Below are 14,051 nucleotides of genomic sequence, written 5' to 3'. Positions count from 1 at the left end.
TTAGCTCGCGGCCAGGGCCAAGCCCCAGCGGTCGAGCCGCGCTTTCCTGATGTCTTCGTCCATCGCCGGTTCGAACACGGTGCGCGTGCCGCCCATCGCCGCATAGGCGCCCTGCAGGTCCGCGTGCAGCCCCGCGCCGACCGCCGCCAGCATCGCCGCACCCAGCGCCGTCGTTTCGACGAAGCCCGGCCGTTCCACCGGAATGCCGAGCAGGCCGGCGATGTCGCGCGCCATCCAGTCGTTCGCGCTCATCCCGCCGTCGATCCGCAGCATGGTCCATTCCGCCCCGTCGGCGGCAAAGGCCCCGGCGAGGTCGCGGGTCTGGTGGGCCATCGCCTCCAGCGCGGCGCGAGCGATATGCGCGCGGCCGGTGCTGAACGAGAGGCCGGAGATCACCCCGCGTGCCTCCGGCCGCCAATAGGGTGCGCCGAGGCCGGCGAGCGCGGGGACGATCACGACCCTGCTGTCCCCCTCCACCGACGCGGCGAGCCGTTCCGTATCCGCCGCCTTGTCGATGATGCCGAGCCCGTCGCGCAGCCACTGGACGAGGCTGCCGGCGACGAACACCGCGCCTTCCAGCGCATAGGTCCGCTCCCCCTCGTGCTGGTAGAGCACCGTGCCGAGCAGGCGGTGGCGCGATTGCGGCACGGTGGTGCCGTGGTTGGCGAGGATGAAGGCCCCGGTGCCATAGGTTGCCTTGGTCTCCCCCGGCGACAGGCAGCCCTGCCCGATGGTGGCCCCCTGCTGGTCGCCGACGAGGCCGGTGATCGGGATCGCGGTGCCGAAATGCCGCGGCGCGGTCTCGGCAAGCGCGCCCGCGTTGTCGACGATCCGGGGAAGCGCGGCGCGCGGCACGTCCATGAGATCACACAGGTCCTGCGCCCAGTCACCGCCGTCCAGCGGCATCAGCAGCGTGCGGCTGGCGTTGCTGGCGTCGGTGACGTGCGCCGCGCCGCCGCTCAGTTTCCACACCAGCCAGCTTTCGACCGTTCCCAGCGCCAGCGTGTCCGCGTCCGCCGCAGCCTTCACCGCGTCCACCTTGTGCAGCAGCCAGCGCATCTTGGTGCCGGAGAAATAGGGATCGAGCAGCAGGCCGGTGCGGCGCTGGACCTCGTCCTCGTGGCCCTGGTCCTTCATCTCGGCGCAGAAATCGGCGGTGCGGCGGTCCTGCCACACGATGGCGCGGGCGAGCGGCTCGCCGCTGGCGGTGTCCCAGGCAACCACGGTTTCGCGCTGGTTGGTGATGCCGATACAGGCGATCCGGTCGTTGCCGTCCGCCCACTCGACGCATTCCTGCGCGCAGGCCAGCGTCGCTTGCCAAATCTCGCCCGCATCGTGCTCCACCCAGCCATCGCGCGGGTAATGCTGCGTAATCTCGGCCTGCGAGACGTGATGCAGCCGGCCTTGCGGATCGAACAGCATCGCCCTGGTTGACGTGGTCCCGGCATCCAGCACCAGGATCAGCGGATCGGACATCGGCGCGCTCCTACAAAACTTCTGCCGGGGGCCTAGCGCGGCGGCGCGCCGCTCGACAAGCCGCAACTCGGCCTCCATATCCCCCCACGTAATGAAGGGACCGCCCAAACCGTGGCCGACCGGCAAGGTCGAGCAGCTGGAGCCGCTGGTGCGCCGCGTGCTGGCGGACAATCCCTCGCCCTATACCTATACCGGCACGCAGACCTACCTCGTCGGCAATAGCGACAGCCTTGCAGTGATCGACCCCGGCCCGGTCACGCCGGAGCATCTTGCCGCGCTGGAGGATGCCATCTGCGATGCAAAGGTTGCGGCGATCATGTGCACCCATACCCACCGCGACCATTCGCCCGCCGCCCGGCCCCTGTCGGCAAGCACCGGGGCGCCGGTGGTCGGCTGCGCACCGCTGGTCCTCGACGATAGCGGCCCGCGCGCCGACGCGCCGTTCGACGAAACCTACGAGCCCGACCGCGTGCTGGAAGACGGCGAGGCGATGACCGGTGCGGGCTGGACCCTCACTGCGGTCCACACGCCCGGCCACACATCCAACCACCTGTGCTTCGCGCTGGAAGAAAGCGGCGCGCTGTTCACCGGCGACCACGTGATGGGCTGGTCGACCAGCGTCGTCGCCCCGCCCGATGGCGACATGGCCGCCTACATGCGCAGCCTCGAGAAGCTCTACGCGCGCGAGGACCGGGTCTATTACCCCGCCCACGGCCCGCAAGTGGACAAGCCGCGCCAGCTGGTGCGCGGCATGGTCGGCCACCGCCGCCAGCGCGAACGCCAGATCCTGCGCCTGCTGGACGAGGAAGCCCGCACGATCCGCGCGCTGGTGCCGCTGATGTACAAGGGCCTCGACAAGCGGCTCTATCCCGCTGCCGGGATGAGCGTGAAAGCCCACCTGATCGACCTGGAAAACCGCGGGGAAGTGGCCCGCGACGGCGAGGTCTGGCGCACGAATTGACTCGCGCAGGCCCTCTTCGCTAACCTTTCTGCAACGGGTCGCGGAAGCCGGAGGGGGGAACTCATGGCAACCGCATCATCGGGCGCAACCACGACAGCCGCACCGCGCAAGGTCGCGGGCGAAACGCGCTTTTTCACCATCATGGCCTTCGTCATGTCCGCCATCATCGTCGCGGGCTTTTCGCTCAACCTGGCGATGGGCCGGTCGAGCTTCGCCGTGCCGGCGGTCTACCACGTCCACGGCATCGTCTTCATGGGCTGGATCGCCCTGTTCCTCGCCCAGCATGTGACGATCTCCACCGGGCGGATCGCGGCCCACGTCGCGCTCGGCAAGCTGGCCTACCTGTGGGTCCCGGCGATGGTCATCGCCGGCACCGCGCTGATGATCGCGGTGGCGCAGCGCACCGGCGGGCCGTTCTTCTTCCATGTCAGCGAGTTCCTGTGGAGCAATATCGCCACGCTATGGTGCTTCGGCGGGCTCGCCTTCTGGGCGCTGCGGCGTCGGCGCTACACCGGCTGGCACCGGCGGCTGATGCTGGTGGCGATGGCGATCCTGACCGGGCCGGGCCTCGGCCGCCTGATCCCCCTGCCGCTGCTGATCCCCAATGCGTGGACCATCACCGTCGCTGCCACTTTCGTGTTCCCGCTGATTGCGATGCTGGCGGACAAGCGGCGCGAGGGGCGGGTGCACCCTGCATACTGGTGGGGCACGGGGCTTTACCTCGCCACCTTCCTCGTCAGCGTGACGATCGCCTACAGTCCCTTCGGCATCGGGGTGACCGAAAGCCTGATCGCAGGCACGCCGGGGGCGGAGCGGCCGATGGAAGCCTTCCTGCCACCCGGATTCACGATGTAGCGGAACCTGCTCGCCTGCTGCCCCGTTTTGGCTATAGAGGCCCTAACAGCGGGCCAGACGGGACGAGACTATGACTGCCGAAACCAAGCTTCCCACGGGCGCGGACCTGCGCGAGGAGATCGACCGCCTGCGCAAGGACCGCAACGCGGTGATCCTGGCGCATTATTACCAGAAGCCGGAAATCCAGGACATTGCCGACTTCGTGGGCGACAGCCTGGAACTGTCGCGCAAGGCGGCCGCGACCGATGCGGAAGTGATCGCCTTTTGCGGCGTGAAGTTCATGGCCGACACCGCCAAGATCCTCAGCCCCGAAAAGATCGTCGTCCTGCCCGACATGGACGCCGGCTGCAGCCTGGAAGACAGCTGCCCGCCCGACAAGTTCCGCGCCTTCCGCGAAGCGCATCCCGATCACATCGCACTCACCTACATCAACTGTTCGACCGAGGTGAAGGCGCTCAGCGACGTGATCGTCACCTCTTCCAGCGCCGAGACGATCCTGGAGCAGATCCCGGAAGACCAGCCGATCATCTTCGGGCCGGACCGGCATCTGGGCGGCTATCTCAACCGCAAGTACAACCGCGACATGCTGCTGTGGCCGGGCGTGTGCATCGTGCACGAGGCTTTCAGTGAGAGCGAGCTGCTGAAACTGAAGCAGCAGCATCCTGACGCGCCCGTGGCCGCGCATCCCGAATGCCCCCCGCACGTGGTCGACCACGCCGATTATGTCGGTTCGACCAGCGGCATCCTGCAGTTCGCCAAGACCTTCCCCGGCGACACGCTGATCGTGGCGACCGAGCCGCACATCATCCACCAGATGGAAAAGGCCCTGCCGGAGAAGAATTTCATCGGCGCGCCGGGCGCAGACGGCAACTGCAACTGCAACATCTGCCCCTACATGGCGCTCAACACGATGGAGAAGCTCTACACTGCCCTGCGCGACCTGGAGCCGCGCATCGAGATCGAGGAAGGCCTGCGCCTCAAAGCGCGGCAGAGCCTCGACAAGATGCTGGAGATGGCGAGCGGCACCATCGGCAAGGGCGACCTGGGCCGGGCATGATCCGATGCTGAAGGAACTGGGCGCGCGGTTTCGCGCGCGGCGCTGGAACCGGGCGCGGGGCTGGGAATTCTCAGGCTCCGTTACCGAGGGCGAGGTCTTGGCAGAATGGCCGTGCGACCTGTGGGCCGCAGACTGGATCGCGACAGGCGTCAGCGCGGAGCTGCGCGATCCGCTGCGCGCCGAGCGCCGGATGGTGTCGACCTATTACGTAATGGCGGGCGAGCGCCGCTTCGCATTTGCGGCGACCGAACTCTCTAACGGCGTGTGGGGCTTCTACCTGCCGGTGTGAGGCTAGCGCTCCAGCCGTTCGCTCAACATATGCGGGGTGGCCATGCCGAAAGCCAGTGCGGCCGCCCACGGCAGCGGCAGGTGGCCCGACAACACCAGCGCCGCCATCGCCAGCGCGCCGAGCAGCGCGATCGAGGCCGTGGGGCCCTGCGCCGCGATCACATCGCGCCAGCCATATCTGCGGATCTGCGATCCCTGCAGCGGAAACGCGTGGCCGACGGCAAAGGCGAAGCCGACCGCGAGCACGGGATGCAGCTGCGCGACTGCCACCAGCGTGGCCGCAAGCGAGGGGTCGAAACGCCCGCGCACGAAAGTAGCAACTGAAAGCGCCATCCCCGCCGCGCCGGTTGCGGCCAGCGCAAGCATCCAGCCACGCGGCGGGGCCAACCCAAGCAAGGCTGCGAACACGGAAGACGTCTCGTCCATTCGCAACAGCGCGCTGCCGCCCACCGCAAGGCACGCGAAAGCGGCCCGGCCGATCCCGTCACCGCGCCCGGAGCGGGCGAAGTGCCACAGCGACAGCAGCAGGAACAGCGTCAGCCCGGCAAGCGGTAGCGCCAGGAACAGGGCCGCGACGGCAAGGCCCGCCATGACATAGGCGGCTGCCGGCGCGAGGGCGAAGGGCCGCAGCGTCCCGGCCTGCTCGTCGCCCGCGCCGTGGGCGAAGCCTGCCAGGAACAGAGCAAGCCCCATGGCGATGGCAGCCCCCGTCCCGAGCAGGGAGACGGCCGCGCACACGGCCAGCAGGGCCACCGGCCAGCCACGCGAAAAGACGGCCTGCCCCATCGGGACAGGCCGTCTTTCATTGCGGGCAGGCGTTCCTGCCAAGGTGTCAGTCGCCACGGGCGCTGGCGACCTTGCTGCCGAGCGGGCTGGTCTCCAGCGCTTCTGCTGCCGGGACATAGCCTTCCAGCGCGCTGCGACGCAGGACGTAGCGGCTCAGGATCACGCCGTAGAGCAGCTTGGTCGAGATGTCGGCGATGCTGAAGAGCAGCTGGCGGACCACCACGATGTCGCCGGTGAAGCCCAGCTGCGGCAGGGCGTAGGCGATCGGGTAGATACCCCAGGTGGCAAGGAAGTAGTACCACAGGTTCTTGGGCCACACGGCCAGCTGCGGCGGCGAATTGGCGATGGCCGAGGTGATGACCCCGCGCACTTCGATGATCAGCCACACGAAGAAGACGGTGGAGATCACACCCCAGATGTTCAGCCGCGTGAAGTCGCCCGTCTCGCCGAACTGGCCGTAAAGGCCGGTCCAGATCATCAGCACGCCCGGGATGATCATCCGCAGCGCCCGCTTGTGCAGTTCCGGGCGCGACAGGGCGAAGGCGATGGGCAGCTGCGTCAGCAGGATCGGGACGGTGATCGTCCAGTTGCCGTAGCGGAAGGCGTTGGAGAAGGTCTCGCCCTCGGCCATCGGCTGGTACATGCCGCCGGTGAAGGCATAGCTCGCTTCCCACAGGTTGAATTCGCGCATCAGGCTGAGCCCGGCGCTCGCCATCACGATGGCCGACATGATCGGTACGATGCGATAGCGCGGGGCCAGCTGGAAGCTGGACATGATGAAATAGAGGATGAAGGCAAAATGGGCGCCGTAGCTGACCATCAGGATCAGCGAGCCCATCGTATACTGGCCGCTGGTGAGCGGGACGAGGTTCTCGATATTCCCCAGCACCGCCTGGGCGCCCGAGATTGCGGGTTCTGTAGTCATTGGCAAAACTCCTGGCACGATCCGTTATCGGCTAACGGTCTCATCGCGCTCGGCCTGCCCAGTCCCCTGCTCCGCGCCGAAACCTAATGCCGCCCCAGGGGTTTAGTTCCCGCCGCGGAATGCGGGCTAACCGGGGAAAACACAGCGAAATGAAGGGCACGAACATCGCCGGCGGGTGGCCGGGCTGGATCTGGCATCGCGTGGTCCAGAGCTACTGGTCGCTCGCAGTGCTGGCCGTTATCGGGTCGATCCCCATCACGCTGGCCGTGCTCTATCTCGACCGGCACGGCGGCGCGGCGTGGCTCCTGGACAACGGGCTGGCGACCGCGGCGAGCGCCGACACGGCCAAGGATTTCCTCGGCGTGGCGACCGGCGTCAACGCCGCTTTCATCTCGCTCTATTTCTCGATCACGCTGATCGTGCTGAGCATGGCGGCCAGCAACCTCGGCGTACGCCTGATAGATCGGTGGCTGGAACGTCGCCTGACGCGCACCAGCCTGGCCGGCCTGTCCTTCACGCTGATCGCCTCGCTCATCGCCATGCTCTCCGTCGATGCGGAGATGGACTTTGCCGAGGTGCCCTTCCTCATCGTCGGTTACGTTGCGGTTTTGCAGGCGATCAACCTGGCGATGCTGGCGGTCGCGCTGCACGATCTGGGCCGGACCATGTTCGTCGACAGGTCGGTCGACAACCTCGGCGTGGACGCAGCCAGCCGGACGATAGATCTCGCCAGCATCCCCGCCCGCGATACGCAGTGGCAGCAGACGCTGCCCGCCCCGCGCGAAGGGTATATCGAAGGAGTGGATACAGACCTCCTCGTCAAGCGCTTCGCAGGCCGCAACATGCGCGTGCGGGTGGAAGCCGCGCCCGGCCAGCACGTGATGAGGGGCGATCCGCTGCTCTACGCGGACGCCCCGTTCGACGAGGACGAGTTGAAGCGCGCCATACCCATCGGGCCGTTCCGCTCGGACAGCCAGGGCCTCGTCTTCCAGGTCCGCCTGCTGGTCGAAATCAGCGCCCGCGCGCTCTCGCCGGCGGTCAACGATTTCTACACCGCCCTCACTTGTGCGGACAAGCTGGCCAAGGTGATGCGCAGCCAGGTGTCGACCTGGGTTTCGGCAGGTTGCACCCCGTGCCTGGGCGAAGAGGATTGGCTCGAACTGCCCGGGCAGGACTTCCGCTCCATCTTCGATGACCCGCTGTCCGCGTTCCGCCAGGCGGCGGCCGATTACCCCTCCGTTGCCATCCACATGATCCGCAACTACGGCCGCGTCGCCGCATGGCACCGGGACAGTGCGCAGGATCCCGACGGCGAGTTCGGGGATTTCATGCGCACACTGGCTACGGACCTGCGCGACCACGCCACGATCCAGGCCACGCTGGACAAGGACCGCGCCGACATAGCAAAGGCATTTGCAGCCAGTTTCGGCGAGAGTGCCGGATCGAAGGAGACACGATGACTGCAGATATCCGGTTTTTCTGGTCGCGCCTGAATGCGAACTACTGGTTCTACCCGGCGCTGTTCAGCATTCTTGCCGCGGCGCTTGCCTTCGGGATGATCACGCTCGACCGGTCGGGTGCGGCAGCGTTCCTGAACGATGTCAGCTGGATCGTCCCCTCCCGGCCCAAGGGCGCGGCGGACATGCTGACGGTGATGGCCGGCAGCATGATCGGCGTCGCCTCGACGGTGTTTTCCATCACCATCGCCGCCGTCGCCTATGCCAGCGGCAATTACGGCCCGCGCCTGCTCACGAATTTCATGGAGGACCGCGGTAACCAGCTGAGCCTCGCGACTTTCATCGGCAGCTTCGTCTACGCCATCATCGTCCTGCGCTCCGTACGCGGGGCGGACGAGCCGGCAGCCAATATCGAGGAAGTCGGCACCGCGGTCGCCGGCTTCACGCCGCAGTTGTCGCTGCTGGTTGCCTATGCGCTGATGGGGCTGTGCGTCGCGGTTCTGGTGTTCTTCCTCAATCACATCCCGTCGTCGATCCGCGTGAACAAGGTGCTGGAAGGCATCGGCCGCCGCATGCTCTCCAACCTTCGCACAGCCTATCCGAAGGAAAACGAATATTCCGACGCGATGGAGCCGCGCGAGGGCAAGCCGGTATGCGCCTGGGCTACCGGCTATATCCAGCTGATCGATTTCGGGGACCTTGTCAAAATCGCGCGCGATAACGACGCGGTCTTTTCGCTTCGGATGCGGACCGGCGACTTCGTCCACCGCGACCTGCCGATCATGGATGTCGAAGGCTGCGAGCCGGAAGATATCGAGGAAAAGATCCGCGCCTGTTTCACCCTCGGCGCTACGCGCACGCCCGACCAGGACCCGCAGTTCCTGATCGACGAGCTGGTCGAGATCGGCCTGCGTGCCCTGTCGCCCGGCATCAACGATCCCTTCACCGCGATTACCGCGCTGCACTGGCTAGGTGCTGCCACGACGGAGATCGCGCGCCGCGACCTGCGCAAGGACGTGTGCGGGGAAGATGCGGAAGATTGCCCGGTCATCCCCGCGCCGGACGATTTTGACCATTACATCCAGCGCGGCTTCGGCTCGATCCGCAGCGGCGTGGCGACATCGCCGATCGCTTCGGAAGTCATGCTCGACACGCTCGCCAACGCTGCCGCGCCGGTGCAGAACCAGCAGCGCCGGAACCGGATCCGGGCTGAAGGCGTGCTGCTGGGCGAACAGGTGCGCCAGCACCTCGTCGGGCCGGACCTCGAACGCTACGAACGCAACGAAGTCGCCTTCCTCAAGAAGTTTCGGGAAGAGCCCGCCTAGGCCGCGTGCTCGCCGCCTTCACCGCCAGCAGCGCGCCTGCCAGCAGCGCCATGCCTAGGATGTCGGGCGGGGACAGGACTTCGTCGAACGCCGCCCAGCCGACATAGGCGGCGATGGCCGGCTGGGTCAGCAGCGCCACGCCGATGACCAGCGGGCTGAAATGACGCAGCGAATAGACCATCAGGCCCTGCCCCAGGATCTGGCTGGTCACCGCCAGCGCCAGCACCGGGGTCCATTCGCGCGGCCATACCGGTTCCCCTAAGGCGATGCCGCCCAAAAGCAGCAGCGGCGCGGCGGACAGGCCGGCCAGCAGCAGCACCTGCCACGGCCCCAGGCTCGCCCGCGCCTTTTGCGCCGGCAGCAGGTAGAAGGCATAGCAAATGCCCGCGACGATGCAGAACACATCGCCCGCCAGCGTCTGCGCGCTGATCTGCAGGCTCCGCCCCAGCAGGATCGCGGCGCCGGCCAGTGCCATGGCAACGGCCAGCCATTCCAGCCGCTGCGGCATGCGGCGCACCACCGCGATGCTCCACAGCATCAGGATGAGGCTGCCCGCATTGCCGAACAGTGTCGCATTGCCGAGCCGGGTCATCTCGATCCCGATGTGCCAGCTGCCGAGGTCCACGGCGAAGAACGCACCCGCACCCAGCACCAGCAGCACGAGCCCGCGCGGCGGCCGCCCGACCTCGGCCTTCCGCCCCTCGCGCCAGGCCAGCAGCGCGATCACCGGCAGGGCGAGCGCGATTCGCCAGAAAGCGGCCGACACCGGCCCGGTATCGGCCAGCCGCACCAGCCACGGGCCGAGCGCCAGCGCGACATTTCCCGCCAGCAGCGCAGCGAAATGCCATGCGGTCGGTACCGGCTCCGCCACGGCGGCAGGAGCTTTTGCGGCAGGCGGGGCGCTTGTATTGTCCACCGCCCGGCTCTAGCTCGCATGGCCAGGCGGGGACAATCGAAAGGATAGAGAAGGCCCATGAACGAAGCGCTGCTCCAGCCCCTCACTCTCGGCGCGCTCGAGGCGCGCAACCGGATATTCATGGCGCCGCTCACCCGCGGCCGGTCGGAGCAGCCGGGCAGCATCCCGGGCGAGCTGATGGAAACATATTACCGCCAGCGCGCGGGCGCGGGCATGATCATCACCGAGGCGACCGGCATTTCGGTCGAAGGCCTCGGCTGGCCCGCTGCGCCCGGCATCTGGAGCGAGGAGCAGGTCGAAGGCTGGCAGCGCGTGACCAAGGCCGTGCACGAGGAAGGCGGGCTGATCGTCATGCAGCTGTGGCACATGGGCCGGCTGGTGCACCCCGATTTCCTCGGCGGCGAGCCGCCCGTGTCCGCCAGCGCGACCACCGCGCCCGGCCATGCGCACACGTTCGAAGGGCGCAAGGATTACCAGCAGGCCCGCGCGCTCGGCACTGACGAAATCGCGCGCGTGGTGGAAGATTACCGCAAGGCCGCCGCCAATGCGAAAGCGGCCGGGATGGACGGCATCCAGCTGCACGGCGCGAATGGCTACCTCGTCGACCAGTTCCTGCGCAGCAGCACCAACCTGCGCGAGGACGAATACGGCGGCTCGCCGGAAAACCGCACCCGTTTCCTGCGCGAAGTCACCGCCGCGCTGGTCGGCGAATGGGGCGCGGACCGGGTCGGCGTGCGCCTGTCGCCCAACGGCGAAACGCAGGGCTGCGACGACCCCGATCCGGCCAGCATCTTCGGCGAAGCGGCAAAGGTGCTGGAAGACCTCGGCGTCGCCTTCATCGAATTGCGCCAGCCGGGGCCTGACGGCACTTTCGGCCAGACCGATGTGCCGCAGCAGGATGCGCTGTTCCGCCAGCATTATTCGGGCAAGCTGGTGCTCAATTCCGATTATTCGGCTGGGGAAGCGGTTGCCGATATCGACAGCGGCCGGGCCGACGCGATCAGTTTCGGCCGACCCTATATCTCCAACCCCGACCTTGCCGCGCGCATCGAAGCGGGCGCGGACTGGGCGGAAAACGTCAATGTCCCGCAAAGCTGGTACCTGCCGGGCCCGGCCGGTTACATCGACTATCCGACCATGGAAGAGGCCGGACAGGCAGCCGCGGAAGGCGCCGCCTGATGCCATACCGTTCATGGCTGTTCGTCCCCGGCGACAGCGAGAAGAAGCTCGACAAGGTCAACACCGTCCTCACCGACGTGGTGATCGTGGACCTCGAAGACGCAGTGGCCGCCGACAACAAGCAGGCCGCGCGTGAGCTGGCGCACGACTGGCTGCAATTCCATATCCAGCACGAAGGCGCGACCGGGTTCCACCGCTGGATCCGCATCAACGCCTTCGACACGCCGTGGTGGCGCGATGACTTGCAGGCCGCGATGCCCGGCCGGCCGGCGGGGATCGTGCTGCCGAAATGCACCGGGCCGGACCAGATCCAGCAGTTGTCCGCCGAGCTCTACGAGATGGAGCAGAAGCTGGGCTTCGAGAAGAACAGCACAGAAATCCTGCCGCTGGTGAGCGAGACCGCGAAGGCGGCCATGTCGATTCCCAGTTATATCGGCGACACCAACCCGCGGCTTGCCGGGCTGACCTGGGGCGCAGAGGACCTGTCCGCCGCGATCGGTGCGGGGCGCAAGCGGGACGAGGACGGCGCGTGGACGGACACGTTCCGCATGGTCCGCGCCCAGACGCTGCTGACCGCGCATGCACGCGGCGTGATGGCCATCGATACGCTGCATTCCGACTTCCGCGATTCGGACGGGCTTGCGCTGATGGCCACCGCTTCACGCGCGGACGGCTTCACCGGCATGCTGGCAATCCATCCCGGGCAGGTGGAGATCATCAACACCGCCTTCACCCCGACCAAGGCGGAGCGCGCCCATGCGCAGCGGATCGTCGATGCCTTTGCGGAAAGTCCCGGCCTCGGCACGCTGCAGATCGACGGGGAAATGATCGACCAGCCGCACCTGGTCCAGGCGAAGCGGCTGCTGGGCGAAGCCTAGGGCTTATTCCGCCGCCTCGAGCGCATCGACCGGGGCTTCCGGTTCGGCGGGCTCCGGCGTCGACTCTGCTGCCGGCGCTGCGTCCGCCTCGCCGGCGCCCTCGCCGCTTCCGGTTTCCGTAGTGCCGCTCGCGCCGTCCGTCGCACCCTTGGCGAGCGGCGGCTGCGAGGTCGTTTCGGCGAGCGGGATCATCGCATCGCTGATCGAACCTTCCAACACCTCTCCGTCGGCATCGGTATCGCGCGCGGCATTGTCGGACTTGCCGCAGGCGGCGAGCGCCAGCAGCGCGAGCAGCAGGGGGGCGGTGGTGGCGAAAGTCTTCACGCGGCGCTGGCTCCGTCGGCAATCCTGTCGGTCGGGCCCGAGCTTGCATCGCACGGGCCGAGCGCGGCGAGGAAATCGCCGGCGCGGGCGAGCAATGCCTCATCCCATGCCCCGGCCGCAAGCGGTTTGCCGAGCCGTGCCAGGCTGGTTACCCCGTATTCGGCGATGCCGCACGGCACGATGCCGCCGAAATGCGACAGGTCCGGGTCCAGGTTGACCGCAAAGCCGTGCATCGTGACCCAGCGCTTCACGCGCACACCGATGGCGCCGATCTTCGCCTCGCTGCCGTCGATGTCACGCGTCCAGATGCCGACGCGGCCTTCCGCGCGCCAGCTTTCCACCCCGATGTCGCCGAGCGCCGCGATCACCCAGCCTTCCAGCGCGTGGACGAAACAGCGCACGTCGCGCCCGCGCCGCGCAAGATCGAGCAGGACATAGCCGACCCGCTGCCCCGGCCCGTGGTAGGTATAGCGCCCGCCCCGCCCGGTCTCGACCACGTCGAACCGGCTGTCGATCAGCTCGTCCGCCGCGGCGCTGGTCCCGGCGGTATAGACCGGCGGATGCTCCAGCAGCCACACCAGCTCGCGCGCCGAGCCCTGCTGGATCGCCAAGTTGCGCGCCTCCTGCTCGGCCAGCGCCTCGCGATACGGCACCTGGCCCTCGCTGCGGCGCCACTCGATCGCCGGGTCTGGAACGGTTTTGTCGGTCATGGCCATTGCGTGGCGTCACTCGCTGCGACTATCAAGGGGCAAAGGGATCAAGGGGGCTACCGACAATGAACTTCGATATGGGCAGGGCGTGGAATCACGCCGTCGAGCTGATCAAGGGCAGTTTCAAGCTGCAGCTGGTCATTGCCGGTCTCTTCATACTGGTGCCGAGCGCTATCGCGTTTCTCATCGCCCCGGAAATAATCGTGCCGCCGGAAAATCCGGGAAGCACCGACATCTTCGCACCGACCCCGGAAGCGGAGCTTGGTACCTCGCTGCTCGGCTTCGTGCTCAGCATCGTCCAGATGATCGGCCTGATCGCGATCCTCGCGCTGATGGCGCGCAGCCGCCCGACCGTGGGCGAATCGCTGGGAATTGCGCTGCGCAGCCTGCCGACGCTGATCGGTGTGGTCCTGCTTATCGTGATCGGTGCGATCATCATCGCTATCCCCTTTGCGCTGGTCTTCGGCGCGGGGATGATGGGACTTGGCTCGGCGGGAGGATTCGGTTCGCTGGGCGTCACCGCCATCATCATCGCCATCGCGGCGCTCGTATTCTTCTTTTATATCTACACGCGTCTGTCGATGATCATGCCGGTGGTCGTGCTGGGCGGGGAGCGCAACGTCCTTTCCACGATCAAGGATTCCTGGCGCCTGACGGGCCCGGTGGCCTGGCGCCTGCTGGGTTTCTATGTCCTGCTGTTCATCGCGGCGATCGTCATCTCTTTCCCGCTGGGTTTGCTGATCGGTGGGGCAAGTGCGATCGGCGGCGAAGCCGGCGGCGCAGTGTTTGCCGCGATGCTGGTGAACCTGGTGGTGAGCGCGGTGCTGAACATCGTGATGATGGGCGTGCTGGCCGCCGTGTTCTACCAGCTCAGCGGCACGAGCGCGCCGGACATCGCCGAAACCTTCCAGTAA

Annotated in this window: 15 protein-coding genes; 9 read left to right on the top strand and 6 right to left on the bottom strand. The window is 67.2% G+C overall.

Annotated elements, in window-relative coordinates; genetic code table 11:
- Complete coding sequence (gene glpK / locus VCJ71_RS11700) at positions 1-1,476, bottom strand: glycerol kinase GlpK (RefSeq protein WP_324641313.1); 1,476 nt, start codon at positions 1,474-1,476, stop codon at positions 1-3.
- Between the two features lie 91 nt (positions 1,477-1,567).
- On the opposite strand from glpK, the gene VCJ71_RS11695 reads away from it, so the two are divergent.
- The 4 genes from VCJ71_RS11695 to VCJ71_RS11680 all read left to right on the top strand — a co-directional run bounded on the left by VCJ71_RS11695 (position 1,568) and on the right by VCJ71_RS11680 (position 4,638).
- Positions 1,568-2,437: an MBL fold metallo-hydrolase gene (locus VCJ71_RS11695; RefSeq protein ID WP_324641312.1), complete on the top strand. Its 870-nt coding sequence runs from the start codon at positions 1,568-1,570 to the stop codon at positions 2,435-2,437.
- Positions 2,438-2,500: 63 nt separating this feature from the next.
- Positions 2,501-3,292 carry a Bax inhibitor 1 family protein gene (locus VCJ71_RS11690; protein ID WP_324641311.1) on the top strand — a complete coding sequence of 264 codons (792 nt, stop codon included), beginning with the start codon at positions 2,501-2,503 and terminating at the stop codon, positions 3,290-3,292.
- 70 nt (positions 3,293-3,362) lie between these two features.
- Positions 3,363-4,349 carry a quinolinate synthase NadA gene (nadA, locus tag VCJ71_RS11685; protein WP_290134417.1) on the top strand — a complete coding sequence of 329 codons (987 nt, stop codon included), beginning with the start codon at positions 3,363-3,365 and terminating at the stop codon, positions 4,347-4,349.
- 4 nt (positions 4,350-4,353) lie between these two features.
- Entirely contained in the window at positions 4,354-4,638 is a 285-nt protein-coding gene (locus VCJ71_RS11680) for a hypothetical protein (protein ID WP_324641310.1), read from the top strand.
- A gap of 2 nt (positions 4,639-4,640) precedes the next feature.
- Here the strand turns inward: VCJ71_RS11680 and VCJ71_RS11675 are convergent, their stop codons facing one another.
- Complete coding sequence (locus VCJ71_RS11675) at positions 4,641-5,423, bottom strand: Brp/Blh family beta-carotene 15,15'-dioxygenase (RefSeq protein WP_324641309.1); 783 nt, start codon at positions 5,421-5,423, stop codon at positions 4,641-4,643.
- 46 nt (positions 5,424-5,469) lie between these two features.
- Positions 5,470-6,348 (bottom strand): bacteriorhodopsin, encoded by an 879-nt coding sequence (locus VCJ71_RS11670; RefSeq protein ID WP_324641308.1) that lies wholly within the window; start codon positions 6,346-6,348, stop codon positions 5,470-5,472.
- 149 nt (positions 6,349-6,497) lie between these two features.
- Between VCJ71_RS11670 and VCJ71_RS11665 the strand changes: the two genes are divergently transcribed.
- On the top strand, positions 6,498-7,808 hold the full coding sequence (locus tag VCJ71_RS11665) for a DUF2254 family protein (protein ID WP_324641307.1): 1,311 nt from the start codon (positions 6,498-6,500) through the stop codon (positions 7,806-7,808).
- Positions 7,805-9,130, top strand: coding sequence for a DUF2254 domain-containing protein (locus VCJ71_RS11660; protein ID WP_324641306.1), 1,326 nt, complete (start codon positions 7,805-7,807; stop codon positions 9,128-9,130). Before VCJ71_RS11665 ends, VCJ71_RS11660 begins: the two co-directional genes overlap by 4 nt.
- Here VCJ71_RS11660 and VCJ71_RS11655 read toward each other — a convergent pair.
- A complete protein-coding gene (locus VCJ71_RS11655) occupies positions 9,102-10,046 on the bottom strand; it encodes a DMT family transporter (protein WP_324641305.1) in 945 nt (314 codons plus the stop codon). The two genes, VCJ71_RS11660 and VCJ71_RS11655, sit on opposite strands and share 29 nt — an antisense overlap.
- A gap of 57 nt (positions 10,047-10,103) precedes the next feature.
- Between VCJ71_RS11655 and VCJ71_RS11650 the strand changes: the two genes are divergently transcribed.
- Positions 10,104-11,225 carry an alkene reductase gene (locus VCJ71_RS11650; protein WP_324641304.1) on the top strand — a complete coding sequence of 374 codons (1,122 nt, stop codon included), beginning with the start codon at positions 10,104-10,106 and terminating at the stop codon, positions 11,223-11,225.
- A complete protein-coding gene (locus VCJ71_RS11645) occupies positions 11,225-12,103 on the top strand; it encodes an HpcH/HpaI aldolase/citrate lyase family protein (protein WP_324641303.1) in 879 nt (292 codons plus the stop codon). Before VCJ71_RS11650 ends, VCJ71_RS11645 begins: the two co-directional genes overlap by 1 nt.
- A 3-nt stretch (positions 12,104-12,106) precedes the next feature.
- On the opposite strand, the gene VCJ71_RS11640 is transcribed toward VCJ71_RS11645, so the two are convergent.
- Complete coding sequence (locus VCJ71_RS11640) at positions 12,107-12,427, bottom strand: hypothetical protein (protein ID WP_324641302.1); 321 nt, start codon at positions 12,425-12,427, stop codon at positions 12,107-12,109.
- A complete protein-coding gene (lipB, locus tag VCJ71_RS11635) occupies positions 12,424-13,137 on the bottom strand; it encodes a lipoyl(octanoyl) transferase LipB (RefSeq protein WP_324641301.1) in 714 nt (237 codons plus the stop codon). The genes VCJ71_RS11640 and lipB overlap by 4 nt, the downstream gene beginning before the upstream one ends.
- A gap of 65 nt (positions 13,138-13,202) precedes the next feature.
- Between lipB and VCJ71_RS11630 the strand changes: the two genes are divergently transcribed.
- Positions 13,203-14,051 (top strand): glycerophosphoryl diester phosphodiesterase membrane domain-containing protein, encoded by an 849-nt coding sequence (locus VCJ71_RS11630; protein ID WP_324641300.1) that lies wholly within the window; start codon positions 13,203-13,205, stop codon positions 14,049-14,051.

Source organism: Pseudoblastomonas aquimaris (assembly GCF_035481675.1).
GTDB lineage: Bacteria > Pseudomonadota > Alphaproteobacteria > Sphingomonadales > Sphingomonadaceae > Alteriqipengyuania_B.
The sequence above is the reverse complement of the archived record's forward strand: the minus strand, read 5'-3'. Positions and strand labels throughout refer to the sequence as shown.

What these genes read in the sequence shown, in the direction of transcription:
- VCJ71_RS11660 (WP_324641306.1), top strand. Translation starts at nt 7,805, where the DNA reads ATGACTGCAGATATCCGGTTTTTCTGGTCGCGCCTGAATGCGAACTAC.
- VCJ71_RS11665 (WP_324641307.1), top strand. Translation starts at nt 6,498, where the DNA reads ATGAAGGGCACGAACATCGCCGGCGGGTGGCCGGGCTGGATCTGGCAT.
- VCJ71_RS11675 (WP_324641309.1), bottom strand. Translation starts at nt 5,423, where the DNA reads ATGGGGCAGGCCGTCTTTTCGCGTGGCTGGCCGGTGGCCCTGCTGGCC.
- VCJ71_RS11690 (WP_324641311.1), top strand. Translation starts at nt 2,501, where the DNA reads ATGGCAACCGCATCATCGGGCGCAACCACGACAGCCGCACCGCGCAAG.
- VCJ71_RS11695 (WP_324641312.1), top strand. Translation starts at nt 1,568, where the DNA reads ATGAAGGGACCGCCCAAACCGTGGCCGACCGGCAAGGTCGAGCAGCTG.
- VCJ71_RS11670 (WP_324641308.1), bottom strand. Translation starts at nt 6,348, where the DNA reads ATGACTACAGAACCCGCAATCTCGGGCGCCCAGGCGGTGCTGGGGAAT.
- glpK (WP_324641313.1), bottom strand. Translation starts at nt 1,476, where the DNA reads ATGTCCGATCCGCTGATCCTGGTGCTGGATGCCGGGACCACGTCAACC.
- VCJ71_RS11645 (WP_324641303.1), top strand. Translation starts at nt 11,225, where the DNA reads ATGCCATACCGTTCATGGCTGTTCGTCCCCGGCGACAGCGAGAAGAAG.
- VCJ71_RS11680 (WP_324641310.1), top strand. Translation starts at nt 4,354, where the DNA reads ATGCTGAAGGAACTGGGCGCGCGGTTTCGCGCGCGGCGCTGGAACCGG.
- lipB (WP_324641301.1), bottom strand. Translation starts at nt 13,137, where the DNA reads ATGACCGACAAAACCGTTCCAGACCCGGCGATCGAGTGGCGCCGCAGC.
- VCJ71_RS11630 (WP_324641300.1), top strand. Translation starts at nt 13,203, where the DNA reads ATGAACTTCGATATGGGCAGGGCGTGGAATCACGCCGTCGAGCTGATC.
- nadA (WP_290134417.1), top strand. Translation starts at nt 3,363, where the DNA reads ATGACTGCCGAAACCAAGCTTCCCACGGGCGCGGACCTGCGCGAGGAG.
- VCJ71_RS11650 (WP_324641304.1), top strand. Translation starts at nt 10,104, where the DNA reads ATGAACGAAGCGCTGCTCCAGCCCCTCACTCTCGGCGCGCTCGAGGCG.